The sequence below is a fragment of the Cupriavidus sp. GA3-3 genome, assembly GCF_000389805.1.
Taxonomy (GTDB): Bacteria; Pseudomonadota; Gammaproteobacteria; order Burkholderiales; family Burkholderiaceae; genus Cupriavidus; species Cupriavidus necator_D.
On the sequence record NZ_KB944471.1, the window covers coordinates 68,339 to 87,737 of the forward strand.

Annotated in this window: 18 protein-coding genes; 6 read left to right on the forward strand and 12 right to left on the reverse strand. The window is 65.0% G+C overall.

Going from position 1 to position 19,399, the window contains the following annotated elements; all coding sequences use genetic code 11:
- Positions 1–16: 16 nt before the first annotated feature.
- From phbB to C265_RS10320, 4 genes are all read right to left on the reverse strand, one after another.
- Positions 17–760: an acetoacetyl-CoA reductase gene (gene phbB / locus C265_RS10305; RefSeq protein WP_010810571.1), complete on the reverse strand. Its 744-nt coding sequence runs from the start codon at positions 758–760 to the stop codon at positions 17–19.
- A gap of 243 nt (positions 761–1,003) precedes the next feature.
- Positions 1,004–1,561 (reverse strand): TIGR01841 family phasin PhaP3, encoded by a 558-nt coding sequence (gene phaP3 / locus C265_RS10310; RefSeq protein WP_037024076.1) that lies wholly within the window; start codon positions 1,559–1,561, stop codon positions 1,004–1,006.
- Between the two features lie 364 nt (positions 1,562–1,925).
- A complete protein-coding gene (locus C265_RS10315; protein ID WP_081645117.1) occupies positions 1,926–4,193 on the reverse strand; it encodes a copper-translocating P-type ATPase in 2,268 nt (755 codons plus the stop codon).
- Positions 4,194–4,625: 432 nt separating this feature from the next.
- Positions 4,626–5,063 carry a YciI family protein gene (locus C265_RS10320; RefSeq protein ID WP_010810568.1) on the reverse strand — a complete coding sequence of 146 codons (438 nt, stop codon included), beginning with the start codon at positions 5,061–5,063 and terminating at the stop codon, positions 4,626–4,628.
- 153 nt (positions 5,064–5,216) lie between these two features.
- Here C265_RS10320 and C265_RS10325 point away from each other — a divergent pair, with 153 nt between their 5' ends.
- Positions 5,217–5,582, forward strand: a complete 366-nt coding sequence (locus C265_RS10325; protein WP_037024078.1) for a helix-turn-helix transcriptional regulator — start codon at positions 5,217–5,219, stop codon at positions 5,580–5,582.
- Positions 5,583–5,637: 55 nt separating this feature from the next.
- Here C265_RS10325 and arsB read toward each other — a convergent pair whose 3' ends face one another.
- From arsB to C265_RS10365, 8 genes are all read right to left on the reverse strand, one after another.
- The gene (gene arsB / locus C265_RS10330) at positions 5,638–6,714 is read right to left on the reverse strand and encodes an ACR3 family arsenite efflux transporter (protein ID WP_010810566.1); all 1,077 of its coding nucleotides are present in this window, start codon (positions 6,712–6,714) and stop codon (positions 5,638–5,640) included.
- 16 nt (positions 6,715–6,730) lie between these two features.
- A complete protein-coding gene (locus C265_RS10335) occupies positions 6,731–7,225 on the reverse strand; it encodes an arsenate reductase ArsC (RefSeq protein WP_010810565.1) in 495 nt (164 codons plus the stop codon).
- A gap of 13 nt (positions 7,226–7,238) precedes the next feature.
- A complete protein-coding gene (locus tag C265_RS10340) occupies positions 7,239–7,733 on the reverse strand; it encodes an arsenate reductase ArsC (protein WP_010810564.1) in 495 nt (164 codons plus the stop codon).
- 9 nt (positions 7,734–7,742) lie between these two features.
- The gene (locus tag C265_RS10345; RefSeq protein ID WP_010810563.1) at positions 7,743–8,225 is read right to left on the reverse strand and encodes an ArsI/CadI family heavy metal resistance metalloenzyme; all 483 of its coding nucleotides are present in this window, start codon (positions 8,223–8,225) and stop codon (positions 7,743–7,745) included.
- 13 nt (positions 8,226–8,238) lie between these two features.
- Positions 8,239–8,556: a helix-turn-helix transcriptional regulator gene (locus tag C265_RS10350; RefSeq protein WP_010810562.1), complete on the reverse strand. Its 318-nt coding sequence runs from the start codon at positions 8,554–8,556 to the stop codon at positions 8,239–8,241.
- Positions 8,557–8,674: 118 nt separating this feature from the next.
- Entirely contained in the window at positions 8,675–9,370 is a 696-nt protein-coding gene (locus C265_RS10355; RefSeq protein WP_010810561.1) for a hypothetical protein, read from the reverse strand.
- A 101-nt stretch (positions 9,371–9,471) separates the two neighbouring features.
- Complete coding sequence (locus C265_RS10360; RefSeq protein ID WP_010810560.1) at positions 9,472–10,857, reverse strand: alkaline phosphatase; 1,386 nt, start codon at positions 10,855–10,857, stop codon at positions 9,472–9,474.
- Positions 10,858–10,883: 26 nt separating this feature from the next.
- Positions 10,884–12,335: an alkaline phosphatase gene (locus C265_RS10365; protein WP_010810559.1), complete on the reverse strand. Its 1,452-nt coding sequence runs from the start codon at positions 12,333–12,335 to the stop codon at positions 10,884–10,886.
- 227 nt (positions 12,336–12,562) lie between these two features.
- On the opposite strand from C265_RS10365, the gene C265_RS10370 reads away from it, so the two are divergent.
- The 5 genes from C265_RS10370 to C265_RS10390 all read left to right on the forward strand — a co-directional run bounded on the left by C265_RS10370 (position 12,563) and on the right by C265_RS10390 (position 19,375).
- On the forward strand, positions 12,563–12,961 hold the full coding sequence (locus C265_RS10370) for a hypothetical protein (RefSeq protein ID WP_010810558.1): 399 nt from the start codon (positions 12,563–12,565) through the stop codon (positions 12,959–12,961).
- 69 nt (positions 12,962–13,030) lie between these two features.
- Positions 13,031–14,332: a TolC family protein gene (locus C265_RS10375; RefSeq protein WP_010810557.1), complete on the forward strand. Its 1,302-nt coding sequence runs from the start codon at positions 13,031–13,033 to the stop codon at positions 14,330–14,332.
- Complete coding sequence (locus C265_RS10380) at positions 14,329–15,873, forward strand: efflux RND transporter periplasmic adaptor subunit (RefSeq protein ID WP_010810556.1); 1,545 nt, start codon at positions 14,329–14,331, stop codon at positions 15,871–15,873. Before C265_RS10375 ends, C265_RS10380 begins: the two co-directional genes overlap by 4 nt.
- On the forward strand, positions 15,870–19,040 hold the full coding sequence (locus C265_RS10385) for an efflux RND transporter permease subunit (protein WP_010810555.1): 3,171 nt from the start codon (positions 15,870–15,872) through the stop codon (positions 19,038–19,040). The genes C265_RS10380 and C265_RS10385 overlap by 4 nt, the downstream gene beginning before the upstream one ends.
- The gene (locus C265_RS10390; RefSeq protein ID WP_010810554.1) at positions 19,037–19,375 is read left to right on the forward strand and encodes a copper-binding protein; all 339 of its coding nucleotides are present in this window, start codon (positions 19,037–19,039) and stop codon (positions 19,373–19,375) included. Before C265_RS10385 ends, C265_RS10390 begins: the two co-directional genes overlap by 4 nt.
- Positions 19,376–19,399: the final 24 nt, after the last annotated feature.

Sequence of the window (19,399 nt, forward strand, 5' to 3'; positions counted from 1 at the left end):
GCCTGGCCCAGCACCCTTACTGCATGTGCTGCCCGCCATTGATGGCGATATTGGACCCGGTCACGTAGGCCGCTTCCTCCGAGCACAGGTAGGCAATCAGCGCTGCGACTTCTTCCGGCTTGCCGACGCGGCCGACCGGAATCTGCGGCAGGATCTTGGTCTCCATGATTTCCTTGGGCACGGCGTTGACCATCTTGGTGGCAAGGTAGCCCGGAGAGACGGTGTTGACGGTCACGCCCTTCCTTGCCACTTCCAGCGCCAGCGACTTGGTGAAGCCGTGCATCCCGGCCTTGGCGGCGGCATAGTTGGTCTGGCCGAAGGCGCCCTTGGATGCGTTGACCGATGAGATGTTGATGATGCGTCCCCAGCCGCGTTCGACCATGCCTTCGCAAAGCGGCTTGGTGAGATTGAACACCGAGTCGAGATTGGTCCGCATCACGGCGTCCCAGTTCGGCTTGTCCATCTTCTTGAAGGCCATGTCGCGGGTAATGCCGGCGTTGTTCACCAGGATATCCACGCGGCCTACGTCAGCCAGGATCTGCGCCGCGCAAGCCTGGCAGGCATCGTAGTCGGATACATCCACCTCGTAGGCACGCATCTCGCGGCCGCCGGCGGCCATCGCGGCAAGCCAGTCCTGGGCGGCCGCATTGCCCGGCGAGTGCGTCACCACCACCGCATAGCCTGCGTCGTGCAGCTTGATGCTGATGGCTTCTCCCAGCCCACCCATACCACCTGTTACCAGTGCAATTTTCTTCATCATCCTGCCTGCTTCATTCTCGTAAAGTTGAAAGACCCCTGCCTTGCCGGGACGGGCTCTTGCCTGATTGTCCCGAGCACATTCCCGCTGCCCTGGCGCGGACAAAGCGAGGGCGAGCCGGGCCGGATGACTCCGGGCCCAGCTTGTATACCGATGCGGGAAGATTGGCGTCGCAGTGCTGTGGCCTGCAAGCCTGCGATCTATGTTCAGCGCGCTGGCCTGGCCTGCTTGGCCAGCCGCACGCCGTTATTGCTTGGAAGCGCGGGGCGCCGCCTGCTGGGCCGCGCCGGAGGCCGCTGCGGCGGTCTTGGCAAAGTTGGCCTTGGCGACTTCAGCCGTCTGCTTCGCGGCGTCCTGGAAGGATTGAAAGGTGCTGCTGGCGGCTGCAACGCTCGATTGCAGCAGCGCGGTGATCGCTTCAGACCCGGCTGGCGCGTTCTTCACGAAGTTGTCAACGAAGGCTTGCACATTGCGGTTGTGCTGTTCGTACTGGCCCTCGACTGCCTTGGTCAGCTCCACCTGCGTGTTCGATGCGATTTCGTACACATGGCGTGCATATGCAACCGCCTTCTCCGCGGCAGGCTGTGCCAGATTGCCCTGCACGGCGAACACTTCACGCAGGTCCTTTCCGGCCAGCACCGCTTCGATATTGCCCTGGCCTTCGGCAAGCGTCGTCCTGACTGCCTGCAGGTTCAACTCGGTCAACTTCTGGAAGCCGTCAAAAGCCATGTTCGTCAGCGCGAACAGTTGGTTCAGACTGGACTTTTGCGCTGCAGCAAATTGCTCGGGCATAAAAGGGGACATGCAAAATCTCCTGTGGATTGATCGAACGGATTCGCGCAACAGATTGCAACGTGAATCCGCTTCGGTTTGGCTTCCGGATTGACAGCGCCACCAATCCTGCAGCGCAGCATCCGAGTGCGAATCCTAGAGGGTTTCCTCTAATTTGATCCCTAGGTATATACCCAAAAAGTCTTTAAAACAGGACAATAAAAGTGCATCGTACGTCTCTAAATTTACATGTGCTTACGCAGAAATGTTGCAGTGCATGACATGTGTAGGGCGCACTTCACCCCAGACGCTTGGAACGGATCTCTGAATACACCAAGGGGAAAATGGAAATGAGCCCTGAGCGGCCACACAGGGCAGCCCGAGCTGCCGGTACGCCTCACGTCGCAGCCTTCCTGAGCCGCAACGCATTGGTAATGACCGAGGCAGAACTCAGGCTCATCGCCAGCGCCGCAATCATGGGCGACAACAACAGGCCTGTCATTGGATACAGAACGCCCGCCGCCAGCGGAACGCCCAATGCGTTATAAACGAACGCAAAACCGAGGTTCTGCTTCATGTTTCGAATGGTCGCTTGCGAGAGTTTCCGGGCACGGGCAATCCCGCGCAAATCCCCCTTGACCAGCGTGACCTGAGCGCTGTTCATCGCGACATCAGTGCCCGTGCCCATGGCAATACCGACGTCGGCCTTCGCCAGCGCCGGCGCATCGTTAATGCCGTCGCCCGCCATCGCCACCACCGCGCCTGCCTGTTGCAGCGAACTGACAAGTTCAAGCTTGTCCGCCGGCTTCACCTCGCCGTGGAACTCGTCAACGCCAAGTTTCCCGGCCACCGCCTTCGCCGTCGCAATCCCGTCGCCGGTCGCCATCACGACACGGATACCTTCTCCCCTGAGATGCGCCAGCGCCTCCGGCGTGGTGGCCTTGACCGGATCCGAAACGGCGAGCAGGCCAGCAAGCTTGCCATCGACGGCAAGATACATCACGCTGGCGCCTTGCGCCCGCAGCTCATCGGCCTGCGCCACGAGCGGATCGATGGGAACGCCTTCGGCTTCCATGAGCGCAGTATTCCCGATCGCGACCTTGCTGCCTCCCAACTTGCCTCTTACCCCAATCCCGGAGCTCGACTCGAAGCCCTCCGGCTTTTCCAACTGCAGGCCGCGCTCACGGGCTGCTGCAACAATCGCGGCAGCCAGGGGATGCTCGCTGCCCTGATCCAGGCTGGCAGCTAACCGCAGCATGTCCTCCTCGGCATAGCCATTGGTGCCGATCGCGCGCTCAAAAGCCGGCCGACCCTCGGTAAGCGTCCCGGTCTTGTCGACAATCAGGGTATCGATCTTGCGCAGGTTCTCGATTGCAGCGGCGTCGCGGAACAGCACGCCGCTGGAAGCGCCCTTCCCGCTTGCAACCATGATGGACATCGGCGTGGCGAGCCCCAGCGCGCACGGACATGCGATGATCAGCACCGCGACGGCATTGATCAGCCCGAACACCCAGCTCGGCTCGGGGCCGAAGAGTCCCCACGCGACAAAGGTCAGCACCGCAATGCCGATGACACCGACGACGAAGACGCCGGCAACCTGGTCGGCCATCCGCTGCATCGGTGCCTTCGATCGCTGCGCTTGCGCCACCATCTGGACAATCTGGGACAGCACGGTCTGGGAGCCGACCTTTTCGGATTGGATGATAAGGCTGCCCGAAGTGTTCATCGTGGCGCCGATGACGCGGTCGCCGACGCGCTTGGTGGTCGGAATGGGCTCGCCAGTGATCATCGATTCGTCGACCGCGCTGGTGCCTTCCGTTACCACGCCATCGACCGGCACCTTCTCGCCGGGCCGCACGCGCAGCAGGTCGCCCACGTGGACATGGGCGAGCGGCACGTCCTCTTCGGCGCCGTCGGGACCGATACGCCGCGCCGTCTTGGGCGCCAGTCCCAGCAGCGACTTGATGGCGGCGGAAGTCTGGGAGCGGGCCTTGAGTTCAAGCAACTGACCCAGCAGCGTGAGGGAAATGATCACCGCCGCTGCCTCGAAGTAGGCACCGATACGGCCATGCTCGGCGAACACCTGCGGAAATGCGCCAGGTATGACGGTCGCAATGACGCTGTAGACATAGGCCGCACCGGTGCCGATTCCGATCAGCGTCCACATGTTCGGACTACGGTTGACGATCGAGTGGAAACACCGCACAAAGAACGGCCAGCCTGCCCACAGCACCACAGGCGTCGCCAGCGCAAGCTCGACCCAGCTCTGGGTCGACACCTCCATCCAGCCAAGGCGATGCCCGAACATGGCCATGACGAACACCACACCGGTGAGCGGTAGCGTCCACCAGAAGCGGTGACGGAAATCCACCAGCTCGGGGTTCTCGCCTTCATCCAGTTCCGGCAACAACGGTTCCAACGCCATGCCGCACTTGGGGCAGTTGCCGGGATGATCCTGGCGGATCTCCGGGTGCATGGGACAGGTATAAATCGTTCCCTCGGCAGCGGGCTGCGCCGCCCCGGCTCCAGTGCCAGCCGGTTCATGAACATGGTGATGCGCATGCTCGTGATGAACAGGACCGGACTGGTCCTGAGTCGAGCCATGTGCACCGGCGCTGTGGCGGCCAGGCTCGGTTGCATCGCGTTCGTTGCTTGTCCTGTTCATCCTGGCTGCTTCCTTCAGTTGTCGGGCCGGGCATCCACTGCGTCATCCGGCGTGCCTTTTACCTTCATGACACGCTCATGATGCGAAGACGACGGCCATTCGCGGTGGGACGTCCATGTCGCGCCTGATGACCCCAGCTTAGAGGTTCCCATCGTTGGAAGGTCAAGGCCAAGGAAGCACGGGACTGTGCTCAAAGGCCAACGCGCCTCGGTCCAGGATCAGTTGGCCGCCAATGAGACGTCGCCTTCAGGGGCGAGGTCAGCCGCCGAAGAGATGACTACGGTCGCTGGACGCGCACACCTTTTGCACTCGGCGCGCCCCGCAAGAGGACACCCAGGTCTACGGTGCTCCATGCCGTGGAGATGGACAACGCCGAAAGAACCAGCGTTGGGCGGCGAGGCAACCGCCTCGCCCTGTGCGTTTGGGCTCCCGTCAGCGCGCCTTGTTCGCAAGCCCTTCAACTTCAGCGCGCAGCCGCTCTTCCTGCTCCCGCAGTTCTGGCGTGAATTCAGCACCGAAGTCCTCGACCTCGAACAGCGGGCGAATTTCGATTTCGGACTCGCTTTCCATGGGATTGGGGCAGCGCCTGACCCATTCGACAGCCTCATCCATTGACTCGACTTGCCACAACCAGAACCCGGCAACGATTTCGCTGGTCTGCGGGAACGGCCCGTCCGTCACAGTCCGCTGATCGCCCGAAAAGCGCACCCGCTTTCCCCTTGCGCTAGGGTGCAAGCCCTCGCCCGCAAGCATGACGCCCGCCTTGACGAGCTCTTCATTGAACTTGCCCATTGCCGCAAGCAACTCCGTGCTTGGCATCTTGCCGCTTTCTGATTCGCTCGTGGCCTTCACCATCACCATGACACGCATTGTGGTTCTCCTTGAAGGAATCGTTGGCGCCACAAGACCCCGAAGCGGGAACCGCCGCGGCGGCGGGCGCCGGAAGCAGGATCCAATCAGAATAGTTGAATTCGACGGCACCTGACTTGCGCGGACCGCGCCAGTACCTCTACAGTTCGACCAATGAAGAATGAAACCGCCGTAGCAGCGCTCGCTGCACTTGCCCAGGATTCCCGATTGGCGATCTTCCGCTTGCTGGTCCAGGCCGGCCCGGACGGCGTCAGCGCGGGCCGGATCCGCGAAGCGCTGGGTGTCGCACCCGCGACGCTGTCCTTCCATCTGAAAGAACTGGTCCACGCGGGTCTCATCAAGAATACGCAGGAAGGCAAGTTCGTGATCTACCGGGCGCAATTCGAGACGATGAACGCGCTCATTGCCTTCCTGACGGAACATTGCTGCCAAGGCAATCCGCAGGGCTGCGGCGTGCCGGAAGTGGCATGCAAGCCGGCGGCCACCAAACGCCGCGGCGTCTCGACCGAAGCGGCCTGAGCCATGGCAGCCTGAGCATCACGGCCGCCGGGATCGGAGTGCCTTGGGGCGGGCGTCAGGCCTTGCGCCCCGCTTCATACCAGCCTTGGGTCCGATTGACGATGCTGACCACCAGCAGCATGACCGGCACTTCAATCAGCACGCCGACCACCGTTGCCAGCGCCGCCCCGGACTTGAAGCCGAACAGGCTGATGGCCGTCGCCACGGCCAGCTCGAAGAAATTGCTGGCGCCGATCAGCGAGGACGGGCCCGCCACGCAATGCGCCACACCCAGTTTCCGGTTCAGCAGATACGCCAGGCCGGAGTTCAGGAACACCTGGATCAGGATGGGCACGGCCAGCAGCGCGATCACCAGCGGTTGCTCGATGATGGCCTGGCCCTGGAACGCGAACAGCAGCACCAGCGTCAGCAGCAGCGCGGCGATGGAATAAGGACCGAGCTTGCCCACGACCCGCTGGAAATGCGCCACGCCCTTGCTCAGCAGCAGCTTGCGCAACACCTGCGAAATCGCCACCGGCACCACGATATACAGCGCCACCGACGTCAGCAGCGTATCCCACGGCACCGTGATCGACGACAGGCCAAGCAGCAGCGCCACCACCGGCGCGAACGCCACCACCATGATGGCATCGTTCAGCGCCACCTGCGACAGCGTGAAATACGGGTCGCCCTTGCACAGCTGGCTCCACACGAACACCATCGCCGTGCACGGCGCCGCGGCCAGCAGGATCAGCCCGGCGATATAGCTGTCGAGCTGCTCGGCGGGCAGCATGGGCGCAAACAGGTGCCGCACGAACAGCCAGCCCAGCAGCGCCATCGAGAACGGCTTGACCGCCCAGTTGATGAACAGCGTCACACCGATGCCGCGCCAGTGGGATTTCACCTGGCCCAGTGCGCCGAAGTCGATCTTCAGCAGCATCGGGATAATCATGATCCAGATGAGGATGCCGACCGGCAGGTTCACCTGGGCGTACTCCATGCTGCCGATCGCCTGGAACGCGCCCGGCATCGCCTGCCCCAGCGCAATCCCGACGACGATGCACAGGGCCACCCAGATGGTCAGGTAGCGTTCAAAGAAGCCGATGGCGGGCTTGGTCGAAATGGGGGCGTGGGTGGTTGCGTTCTGATTCATTGGAGTTCCGGCGCCTTCAGTTCTTCGCGATCGCGTTGAGCGCGTCCTGCAGCTGCGCATTGCTCATGCCTTCCAGCGGCAACGCCAGCAGTTGCAGCATGCGGTAGCCAATGGCCTCGCGCGTCAGCTCGAATACCAGGCGCTTGCCCTCGTCGCCGCCCAGGGCGTTGGACGGATCGGCATAGCCCCAGTGCACCTTGACCGGGCTGCCCGGCCAATATGGGCACTGTTCCGCCGCGGCGCTGTCGCAGACCGTGATCACGATCCGCATTTCCGGCGCGTTGTCGCCGACGAATTCGTCCCAGCTCTTGCTGCGGTAGCCGCTCACGTCGACGCCGGCACTGGTCAGCGCTTCCAGTGCGAACGGGTTCAGGCGCCCGCTCGGTGCGCTGCCGGCGCTGAAGGCGCGCACATCCTTGCCGAGCTTGCTGGCCCAATGGTTGAGCATCCCTTCGCTCAGCACGCTGCGGGCAGAGTTGTGGGTGCACAGGATCAGAACGTTTGTAGTCATGGACAGTAAAGAGTCAGCTTTGGCCGATGTCCCGTACGGCCTGTTGCAGGCCTACGGCATCCAGTTTATCGATGGGGAGTGCGAGCAGGTACTCGATGCGTCGCGTGAGGATTACCGCCGCTTCGCGGACCAGCTTTTGCCTGCGCTCGTCCGATACTTCACCGGCTGCAGGATCCGCCACGCCCCAATGCGCGGTCATCGGCTGGCCCGGCCAGACCGGGCAGAGTTCACCGGCGGCCTTGTCGCACACCGTGAACACGAAGTGGAGCGCCGGGGCGCCATCTCGCGCGAATTCGTCCCAGCTCTTGCTGCGGAACCCGCCGGTCGGAAGACCCAGCTTTTCCAGCGCTTCCAGCGCGAACGGGTTCACCACGCCAGTCGGGTGGCTGCCTGCCGAATAGCCGCGGAAGCGGCCTTGGCCAAGATGGTTCATCAGTCCCTCGGCCAGGATCGAACGGGCCGAATTGCCGTTGCAGACGAAGAGAACGTTGTAGACGCTGGCGCTCATGGCGAGTCCTTAGCAGCACGACGAGTTGGAGTTCACTGCAATTCCGATCGGCTTGCCGCGCGGGGCACGCGGTGCACAGCAGGCGGAGCCTTCGGCGGACGCCGCTTCGGCCTTGCCTTCACCAAATACCGGGACGTTGCCCAGCGTATGGAAGTGCTCCCATGCAATGCCCTGCGGATCGGTGACCCAGTGCTTCTCACTGCGGGCATAGCAGCAGGTGGTTTCACCCTGGTCCAGCAGCGCCATGTCGGCCGCCTCGGCGCGCGCTTTCAGTTCAGCAAGCTCGGCGGCGTCATCGGTCTGGAAACCGAGATGGTCGACGCCCGTCCCCTGGCCGCGCGTGGAGATCGCGAAGTTGATGCGCGGATCCTCGAGCATCCATTTGGCGTAGTCGCTCTCGACTCGCGTCGGTTCAGCGGCAAAGAGCTTCGAATAGAAGGCAATGCTCTTGCCAACGTCGTCGACATGGACGTGAACGTGAAAGCGCTTCATCGGAACATCTCCATCAGCAGTGGCAGGGAACCGCCGCTTTGTCCTCGACACCTTCGCAGCAATTGGCGGTCAGGTAGCCGAGCAACGCACTCATATGCGCGAAAGCGGCGCGGTAGATCAGGTTGCGTCCGTCCCGCTCCTGCGTCACCAGGCCGGCGTGTGCCAGTTCCTTCAGGTGGAACGACAGGGTGGCCGCAGGCACGTCCAGCCGCTCGGCCATCGCGCCGGGCGTCATGCCACCCGGGCCGGCGACGACCAGCATCCGGAAGACCTGGAGGCGCAGCCCGTGGGCCAAGGCTGCAAGGGAGCGGACAACATCATATTCTTCCATATTTCTACAATACTAGAAATATGGGATTGATGCAATGCCTGATCCGGCGAAGCGCCGCTGGCACCCTGCCCGACGTCCGAGTTGTCCAGAGGACAACCGCGCCTGCGATAGCCGCGGACTAGTCCATCAGATCCGTGTACTCACCTTTCGCATAGGGCCGGGTGCGGTTCCACGGAGCGGGTTGCGGCAAGGCAGCGGCGGTCACCCGCGTGATCTTCTTCTGCGTGCCGCTGGCATTGCGCGACTGGACCAGGCGCGGATACTGGCCGGCCACGTCCCACTGGACCGTCACCTGTTCATCGCCGCGCTTTGCGCGGTACTCCTGCACACCGCCGCGCGCAGGACCGCTCGCGCTCATGGTCTTGAGCGCTGCCGGATCCAGCAGGTGGTAGGCGGTCGCCCATGAGCCGTCGAAGCCGATGTTGCCGTATTCGGCCGGGCTGACTTCGAAGGTCTTGCGCATGGCGTCGCTGACCAGCCGCACCGACAGCTTGCCGGACGGCTGCCGCTCGATCCAGCGCGCGGCGGCCGACATGTCCATGTGCTTGTGGCCCTTGTCTGCCTTGGCGTGCTCGGCTTCGTCGTGCGCCCCGTGCGGGATCTCGCGCTCGATCCAGACCGTGCCGCCCTCGCGGTAGACACGTTCGGTGAAGTAGATGTCGCGGCGCACGCCGTCGGCCCCGAGCGCCGACAACTCATGCTGCACGCGCAGCGCCAGCGGGCCGGAGGCCTTGGACGGTTCTGCCGCCACGGCGGTGAAGGCTGCCGAGACCAGCAGCAGTGCGAGGACGGGAGTGGCTTGCTTGGTTTTCATGAAATCCGTTCAGAAAGCGAAAATGCGCACGCCGGCAAACCGGCGCGCGCATGGCATCAAAAGACCCTGTACTCAGTCGTGCAGCAAGGCCGCGGCCGGCATCAGAGGCCCAGCGCGGACTTTACGACGCTGAACACCTTGGTGTTGTCGATGGTGCCCTTGAGCGCGGCGTTGCCCGGCCCCGTCGAGAACAGCATCACATCGCCGCCGCCGTGTGTTTCCGAGCCCGGCGAGCCAAGGTTGACGCCAACTTCCTGCAGGTAGCCGTCGGCCGTGGTGTCCACCAGCGCGGGGTTGTCGCGCGGGGTCTTGCGCGGACCGCCGCCGTTGCCGAACACCAGCGTGGTGTAAGGCAGGCCGTCGGCCGCCGTGGCCGGCTGCCTGGTCTTGATGTCCGTCGACGTGCCCAGGATCGGGTTGCCGCGATGCGAGTAGCCGTTGATCGTCATCGTATGGTCGTGGTCGGCAGTGACCACGATCATCGTGTTCGACAGGTCCACCATCGACAGCGCACGCTTGATGGCATCGTCAAACGCGATCGTGTCTTCCAGCGCGCGCTTGGCGTTGGTGCCATGCAGCGCATGGTCGATCCGGCCGCCCTCCACCATCAGGAAATAGCCGTTGCCGTTCTTCTGCAGGATGCGGATGGCCTTCTCGGTCATGTCGGCCAGGCTGGGCTCGTCGACATTGTTCTTGACGCGGTCCAGGTCGTAGTTGAGGTGGTCCATGTTGAACAGGCCGAGCAGCTTGCTGGTGGATGCCGGGTCAACGGCCTTGAACGCGGTGCCGGTGGTCACGTAGGTGTAGCCCGGGAACTGCGTGGTCAGGTCCACGCCATCGGTGCGCTTGCCACCCGCGGCGCTGGGCAGGAACTGGCGGCGGCCGCCGCCAAGCAGCACGTCCAGGCCGTCCTTGAGCGCGGTGTTGTAGCCGGCGTTGCCGGGCGTTGCCTGCGCGGCGATATTGTTCTCGCCGTCGCGGTGGCAGACGTGCGAGAAAGTGGCCGCCGGCGTTGCGTGGGTCACGCGCGTGGTGGTCACCGCGCCGACCGACTTGCCGGCGGCCTTGGCCAGTTCCAGCACGGTCACGACCGGCGCGCCGTTGCCACTGGGACAGGTGCTGTCGCCGGCGCTGGTCACATAGGCCTTGCCGGAGCCGTCGCTGGCCTTGGTATCGGCCGACATCGAGATGACCTCGTTGTTCATCTTCACGCCGGTCATGTAGGCCGCCATCGACGGTGCGCTGTCGGTGGTCTGCGCGTCGTTCGAATACGTCTTCACGCGCGCGGTGCGCTTGAGCGACTCCATGTTGAGCTTGCCGGTCTCGCCATACTTGTAGATGCGCGAAGCGGTGACGGTGGTCGGGCCCATGCCGTCGCCCAGGAAGAAGATGACATTCTTGGCCTCGCCCGCGGCTTGCGCAGGGAGAGCAATGCAGGCGCAGGCAGCCGCAAGTGCGGACAGGCCGGTACGAATGATGAGTTTCATGGCGTTATTCCGTCAGCGATAGTGGCTTAGAGGCCGATGGCCGTCTTGATCAGGCCGAACACGTCGGTGTTGTCCATCACACCGGTGAAGGATTCGGCACCGTTGCCCAGTGCGCCGATAAAGACATCGGTGCCGCCATGGGTCTCGCCACCCGCCGCCGTCGGGATCGCGGCTTCCTGGTGATAGCTCTTGTCGTAGACCTGTGCATCGGTCAGCGCGGTGCGCGTGGCCGGGCGGTTCTCGCCGGTGCCGAAGCCGATAATGGTGAAAGGATTGCCGCCGGAGTCCGTGGACAGTGCGCCGGTCACGTAGTTCTTCAGCAGGCCCAGCACGCCGGGGTTGCTGTCGCTGGTGGGGCCGGTGCGCTTGGCGTAGCCGTTCAGCACCAGCGTGTGGTCATGGTCGGCGGTGACGACGATCAGCGTGTTCTTCAGGCCCGGGTCGATCACGTTGAGCTTGTCGATCGCGGTCTTGATCGCGGTGTCGAAAGCCACGGTGTCCTGCAGCGCCTTGCGCGCGGTGGTTTCATGCAATGCGTGGTCGATGCGGCCGCCTTCCACCATCAGGAAGAAGCCCTTCTTCTTCGCGGCAAGCACGTCGATGGCCTTGCCGGTCATCTCCGCCAGGCTCGGTTCATCGCCGGGCACGCGGTCCAGGTCGTAGGCCATATGGCTGGACGTGAACAACCCTGCCACCTTCTTCGCGCTGGCGGCGTCGATCTTGTCGAACTCGGCCTTGCTGGAAACGTAGGCATAGCCGGCCTTGGTCAGCTCGCCGACCAGGTCGCGGCCGTCGGTGCGGGCGCCGCCCGCGGCCTTGTTCTGGAAGTGCTTGCGGCCGCCGCCGAAGATCACATCGACGCCATCGCCAAGCGCGCCGTTGTAGCCGGCGCCGTGCGGCACCAGTTGCGCGGCGATGGTGTTCTCGGCGTCGCGGTGGCACACGTGCGCGTAGGTCGTGGCGGGGGTTGCGTGCGTGATGCGGGTGGTGGTGACCACGCCGGTGCCGTAGCCTGCCGCCTTCATCTGCTCTAGCAGCGTCGGCACGCTCTGGCCGTTGCCGGAAGCCGGGCAGGTGCTGTCCGCGCCGGACAGGTAGTCCTTGCCGCTGGCGTCGAAGGCATTGGTCTCCGGCGTCATCGAGATGACTTCGTTGTTCATCTTGACACCGGTCATGTAGGCCGCCATCGACGGCGCGCTGTCGGTCACCTGCGCGTTGTTCGAATAGGTCCGGATAAACCCGCTCTCGGGGAGCGTATCCATGGTCAGGTCCCCATCCTCGCCGACCTTGTAGATCCGCGCCGCGGTCATGGTCGTCATGCCCATGCCGTCGCCAAGGAAGAACACGACGTTCTTCGCCGGCGCGGTGCTGCCGGCAGCCGGCGGCTGCGTGACCGGCGCATTGTTGTCATCATCGCTGCCGCACGACGCCACGGCCAGCGCCAGCAGCGGGGCTGCCAGTATTGAAAGACGCCTCATATTTCCTCCCCGTTGGTTTTGGCGGGAGGATGCACGACGAATATTTCGGCACCGTGACGTGTCACAGGACGGCATCGTTGCCGCTGCAGGAAAACATGCGAAAGTGCAGCATCAGGCCGTTCGCTATGTTCGCGAACGGCCCACCTGTGCGGCAAGCTGCCGCAGTAGCGATGCTGCCTGGTGGCGCCGAACACTGATATATTGTCGCCAAAACAGGCACCGCTCTCGTGAGCAAATCGCATCGCCGGCCATGGTTCGCCGGCTTCCTCCTCGTTGTCTTCCTGGCAGCCCAGCTGGCAGTGGCGGCGTACGCCTGTACCGGCAGCCGCTACCAGGCGGAACACAGCGGCACGATGGCGGCGATGACCGAATCCTGCGCCGATATGGCCGCCAGTGACACCCAGCAGGACATCGACCAGAGCGGGCTTTGCCTGGCGCATTGCCAGGCCGATTCCAGGAACGCCGACCATGCTTCGCCGCAGCTTCCGGCCTTCATGCCGGTGCTGATGCGCGTGCTTGAGCCAACGCGCGTGGTCCTGGCGGAGGTTCGCGTTGGGCTGCGCGCCGAGGCAGAGGCGCGCGCACCGCCTCCCCTCACCGTCCTTCACTGCAGTTTCCAGACTTAGCCTCCGGCTCGACGTCACCTGGTGCTGCCTGCTTCCATGCGGGCAGCAGTCGTCGTCCCTGGAGGCTTTATGCTTTTTCTACGTCACCTGACCGTGGCGCTGCTCAGCGCGCCCGCAATCGGCCTGGCTGCGCCGCAAGGCGCGCCCGGGCAATCCGCCCCTTCCCTCTCCCTTGAGGAAGCCGTCGCGATCGCGAGCGCCCATGCCGGCGACGCCGAATCGTCGCGCGGCGCCGTGGAGGCCGCCGGGCAAATGGCCGTCGCCGCCGGCCGCCTGCCGGATCCCGTGCTCAAGCTCGGCGTCAACAACGTGCCGGTCAACGGCTCGGACGCGTTCTCGCTGAGCCGGGATTCCATGACCATGCGCTCGATCTCGGTGATGCAGGAATTCACGCGCGCGGACAAGCGCCGCGCCAGGGCCGCGCGCTTTGAAGCCGAAGCCGCCGCTGCCGACGCGCAGCGCACAGTGGGGCTGGCAGGCGTGCAGCGCAATGCGGTCAATGCCTGGCTCGACCGGTGGTATGCGGAGCAGGCCGGCGTGCTGCTCGGCCATCACGGCCATCCGCTTGAACTGGCGCTGCAGGCCGCCACCGCGGCCTACCGCGGCGGGCGCGGCTCGCGTGCGGAGGTACTGGCGATGGAGCTGGAAATCCAGAAGCTGCACGACCGCGAGGACGAGAACCGCGCCGCGCTGGCAACGGCCACGCTGAACCTGGAGCGCTGGGTCGGCGCCGCTGCGCGGCGCCCGCTGTCGGCGCGGCCACCGCTTGAAGTGCCGCCGGGCGCCCGGCAACTCGCCAGGGGCGAGTTCGAGGCCGTGCCCGAACTGTCGGCTGCGCAGCGCGACGTGGCGCTGGCCGAATCGGAAATCCAGGTGGCAACGGAAGCCCGCAAGCCGGACGTGACGGTCGAGCTGATGTACAGCCAGCGCGGCTCGGCCTACTCGAACATGGGCTCGCTCAATGTCAGCTTCCCATTGCCGTGGGACCGGGGCAACCGCCAGGACCGCGAAATCAGTGCGCGGCTGGCGCAGGCCAATGACGCGCGGGCCAGGCTGGAAATGGTCCGGCGCAATACCCAGGCCATGGTCGGCGCCAGGCTGGCCGAGCTGCAGCGCAACCTTGACCGGCTGCGGCGCTACGACGACAAGACCTTGCCGCTCGCGCGGGCACAGGCGGATGCGGCACTGACGGCCTACCGCGCCAGCACGGGCACCTTGGCGGCGGTCGCCGAAGCCAACCATCGCGCCATCGACACCGCCATGGATCGCCTGCTGCTTGAGGCAAAGACCGCGAAGCTGTGGGCGGACCTGAACTACCTGGTGCCATTGCCTACCGCCCAGGCCGAAGCCGCAGTGAGGGAGGCAAAATGAAGAAGCACATCATTGCAGCAGCAGCCGGGCTGGTCGTCGCCGGCATCGCCCTCTACGGCGCTTACCACTTCGGGTTCACGCGCGGCACACAGACTGCGCAACCGTCGAGCACGGCTGGCGCGCAATCCACCGTGCTCAAGGCCGGCGACATCGACCCGAAGACCGGCAGGAAGATCCTGTACTGGCACGATCCCATGGTGCCGGGCCAGCGCTTCGACAAGCCGGGCAAATCTCCCTTCATGGAGATGCAACTGGTGCCGGTCTACGCGGACGGCGATGGCAGCGGCAGCGGTGTCACCGTCGACAGCCATGTCGCGCAAAACCTCGGCATTCGCACCACCGAGGCAAAGCCTGGACGGCTGGCCGCGATGCTACAGGTGCCCGGCAATGTCGCCATCGACGAACGCAGCGTGCAGGTCATCCAGGCGCGCACCAACGCCTTTGTGCAGCACGTCGCGGTCCGGGCCACCCTTGACCCGGTCCGGCGCGGACAGGCGCTGGTCACCCTGTACTCGCCCGACTGGGTCGCGGCGCAAGAGGAATACCTGGCCGTGTCACGCATGGCAGCGAGCGAGCATCTGGACGACCTGCGCAGTGCTGCCAGGAATCGCATGCTGCAGGCAGGCATGACGCCGGGCCAGGTCAGTGCGGTCGAAAGATCCGGCAAGCCGCAGCCCGGTGTTGCCATCGCCAGCCCGGTCGATGGCCTCGTGACCGAGGTGGCGGTGCGCGAGGGCATGACCGTGTCGCCGGGCATGACGCTGTTCCGCCTGGCTGACCTGAGCCAGGTGTGGGTGATTGCCGAGGTACCAGAGGGCCAGGCCGGCACCATCCGGCCCGGCGCGGCGGCCACGGTACTGCAGGGCGGCACGGCCAGCCCCCTTGCCGGCAAGGTCGACGCCATCCTTCCCGACGTCAACCCGGCGACCCGCACCGTCAAGGCCCGCATCATCCTGCCCAACCCCGGCAGGCGCCTGCTGCCGGGCATGTTTGTCACGGTCGGCTTCGACAGTGGCGCGCAGAAGGAAGCGTTGCTGATCCCGTCGGAGTCGGTCATCCGCACCGGCCAGCGCAGTATCGTCATGGTCGATGCCGGCCAGGCAGGGTTCGTTGCCACCGAGATCAAGACCGGCCGCGAGGCCGATGGCATGGTCGAGGTGCTGGACGGACTGGCGCCGGGACAGAAAGTGGTCACGTCCGGCCAGTTCCTGATCGACTCGGAAGCCAGCCTGCGCGGCAGCGCGCAACGCATGTCCGCCCCGCCTGCGGCCTCCGCACCTGCCGCACCATCGGCCGAGCATGAAGGCACAGGCCGCATCGAAGCCGTGAACGGCAGCGAGAGCCTGACCATCTCGCATGGCCCCATCCCGTCGGCACAGTGGGGTGCGATGACCATGGATTTCGCCGCGCCGCCGACAGGCCTGCCCAAGGGACTGAAGCCTGGCGACCGCATCCGCTTCCGCTTCCACCTGGACCGCGACGGCGCGGCCATGCTGTCGTCGGTCGAGCCCGCCGGCACCGCCCAGGGAGCCCGGCCATGATCGCGCGCCTGATCCTGGCCTCGATCCGCCACCGCATCCTGGTCCTGCTGGCCACGGTGATGCTGACCGCATGGGGCCTGTGGGCGGTGCGAAGCACGCCGCTCGACGCCCTCCCCGACCTGTCCGATGTGCAAGTGATCATCCGCACGCCCTTCCCGGGCCAGGCGCCGCAGATCGTCGAGAACCAGGTTACGTATCCGCTGACCACCACCATGCTGTCGGTGCCCGGCGCCAGGACGGTCCGGGGTTACTCTTTCTTTGGCGATTCGTTCGTCTATGTGCTGTTCGAGGATGGCACCGACCTGTACTGGGCGCGCTCGCGCGTGCTGGAATACCTGAACCAGGTGCAGTCCCGCCTGCCCGCCGCGGCCAGGCCGGCGCTGGGGCCGGATGCCACCGGCGTCGGCTGGATCTACGAGTACGCGCTGGTGGACAAGACCGGCCAGCATGACCTCGGCCAGTTGCGCGCACTGCAGGACTGGTTCCTGCGCTTCGAACTGAAATCGCTGCCCAATGTGGCCGAAGTCGCTTCGCTGGGCGGCATGGTGAAGCAGTACCAGGTGGTGCTGCTGCCGGACCGGATGCGCGCCTACAACCTGTCGCAGGGCAAGGTGCTGGCGGCGCTCAGGGGCGCCAACCAGGAGGCCGGCGGGTCGGTGCTGGAAATGGGCGAGGCAGAGTATATGGTGCGCGCCAGCGGCTACCTGAAGACGCTCGACGATTTCCGGCAGATTCCGCTGGTGACCAGCGATGCCGGCATTCCGGTGCGGCTGGGCGATGTCGCCATCGTCCAGCTCGGCCCGGAGATGCGGCGCGGCATCGCCGAACTTGACGGCCAGGGCGAGGTTGCCGGCGGCGTGATCGTGATGCGCTCAGGCAAGAACGCGCTGGAAACCATCGAGGCGGTCAAGGCGAAGCTAGCCACGCTGCAGAAGAGCCTGCCTGCCGGTGTGCAGATCGTCACCACCTATGACCGCTCCGCGCTGATCAAGCGCGCGGTGGAAAACCTGACACACAAGCTGGCCGAAGAGTTCGCCGTGGTCGCGCTGGTGTGCCTGCTGTTCCTGTTCCACCTGCGTTCCGCGCTGGTGGCGATCGTGTCGCTGCCGCTGGGCGTGCTGGCCGCCTTTTTGGTGATGCGCTACCAGGGCATCAATGCCAACATCATGTCGCTGGGCGGCATTGCCATTGCCATTGGCGCCATGGTCGATGCCGCGGTCGTGATGATCGAGAACGCGCACAAGCAGCTGGAACACTGGCATGCCGAGAACCCCGGCCGGGCGCTGGCAGGGAACGAGCGCTGGGGCGTGATCGGCCGGGCCGCCACCGAGGTCGGGCCCGCGCTGTTCTTCTCGCTGCTGATCATCACGCTGTCGTTTATCCCGGTCTTTACGCTGGAGGCGCAGGAGGGCCGGCTGTTCTCGCCGCTGGCCTTTACCAAGACCTATTCCATGGCCGCGGCGGCGGGCCTGTCGGTGACGCTGGTGCCGGTGCTGATGGGCTACATGATCCGCGGCAGGATTCCTTCGGAGCAGTCCAACCCCTTGAACCGATGGCTGATCCGCGCCTATCGGCCGGTGCTGGCACGGGTGCTGGCCTACCCGAAGACCACCCTTGCGGTCGCCGCGGTGCTGCTGGCCGCGACGGCGTGGCCGATGCTGCGTACCGGCGCCGAATTCATGCCGCCGCTCGACGAGGGCGACCTGCTCTATATGCCGTCGGCATTGCCAGGCCTTTCCGCCGGCAAGGCGGCGCAGCTGCTGCAACAGACCGACCGCCTGATCAGGACCGTGCCCGAGGTGGCGACCGTGTTCGGCAAGGCCGGCCGCGCCGATACCGCGACCGATCCGGCTCCCCTCGAGATGTTCGAGACCACCATCCAGTTCAAGCCGCGCGACCAGTGGCGTGCCGGCATGACCACCGACAAGCTGGTGGAAGAGCTCGATCGCGTGGTCAAGGTGCCGGGCCTGTCCAACATCTGGGTGCCGCCGATCCGCAACCGCATCGACATGCTTGCCACCGGCATCAAGAGCCCGGTCGGCATCAAGGTGGCGGGCGCGGACCTGAAGGAGATCGATCGCCTGGCAACGCGCATCGAGGAAGCCGTCAGGACAGTGCCGGGGGTGACGTCGGCACTGGCCGAGCGGCTGAGCGGCGGGCGCTATGTCGATATCGACATCAATCGCGTGGCGGCGGGCCGCTACGGGCTGAACATCGCGGATGTGCAGAGCGTGGTATCGTCGGCCATCGGCGGCGACAATGTGGGCGAGGTCGTCGACGGGCTGGCGCGCTTCCCTATCAACGTACGCTACCCGCGCGACTACCGCGACTCGGTGGAGCAACTGCGCAGCCTGCCCATCGTCACGGACAAGGGCCAGCAGATCGTGCTGTCCGACCTGGCGCGCATCCAGGTGGTGCAGGGAGCGCCGATGCTGCGCAGCGAAAACGCGCGACTGTCGGGCTGGGTGTATGTCGACATCCGCGGGCGTGACCTGCGCTCGGCCGTCCGGGATATGCAGGCCGCCGTTGCGAAAGCGGTGCCGATGCCGGCTGGCTATTCGCTGAGCTGGTCGGGGCAGTTCGAATACCTGGAGCGGGCCGCCGCAAAGCTGAAGGTGGTAGTGCCGTTCACGCTGCTGATCATCTTCGTGCTGCTGTACCTGGTGTTCGGCCGTCTCGATGAAGCCCTGCTCATCATGGGCACACTGCCGCTGGCGCTGATCGGCGGCTTCTGGCTGCTCTACCTGCTGGGCTACAACCTGTCGGTTGCCGGCGTGGTCGGCTTCATCGCGCTGGCGGGCGTGGCGGCGGAATTCGGCGTGATCATGCTGCTCTACCTGAAGCAGGCATGGACCGCGCGCGCGAACCAGGGCGATGCCAGCCTGTCCGCGCTGCTTGAGGCCATCCAGGAAGGCGCGGTGCTGCGCGTGCGCCCCAAGGCAATGACCGTCGCCGTCATCCTTGCCGGCCTGGTGCCGATCATGTGGTCGCATGGCACCGGCTCCGAGGTCATGCAGCGCATTGCCGCGCCGATGGTGGGCGGCATGCTCACCGCGCCATTGCTTTCGCTCTTCGTGGTGCCGGCGGTGTATTTGCTGATGCGCCGGCGCCAGACCAGACCTCAACCAGTTTCCGTACACCCCTCACTTCAGAAGGAACCACTATGAATTCCATCAAGACGCTCGCCCTCGCGCTGGCTTTCGCCACCACGCCGGCCGCATTCGCAGCGGGATCGATGGACGGCATGGACATGAAGCCGTCCGCACCCGCGCAGCAGGCGCCGCAACCCGTGGCAGCCGAGATCAAGAAGATCGATGCGCAGGCCGGCAAGGTCACGCTCAGGCACGGACCGATCGCCAACCTCGGCATGGGACCGATGACCATGGCGTTCCCCGTCAAGGATCGCGCATCGCTGAAGGATTTCAAGGAGGGCGAGGCGGTATCCGTGACGTTCGACAACGTTGATGGCAAGCCTACGGTCATGCAAATGCGGCGCAAGTGAGGGCTACCGTCGCTGGAGGTGATT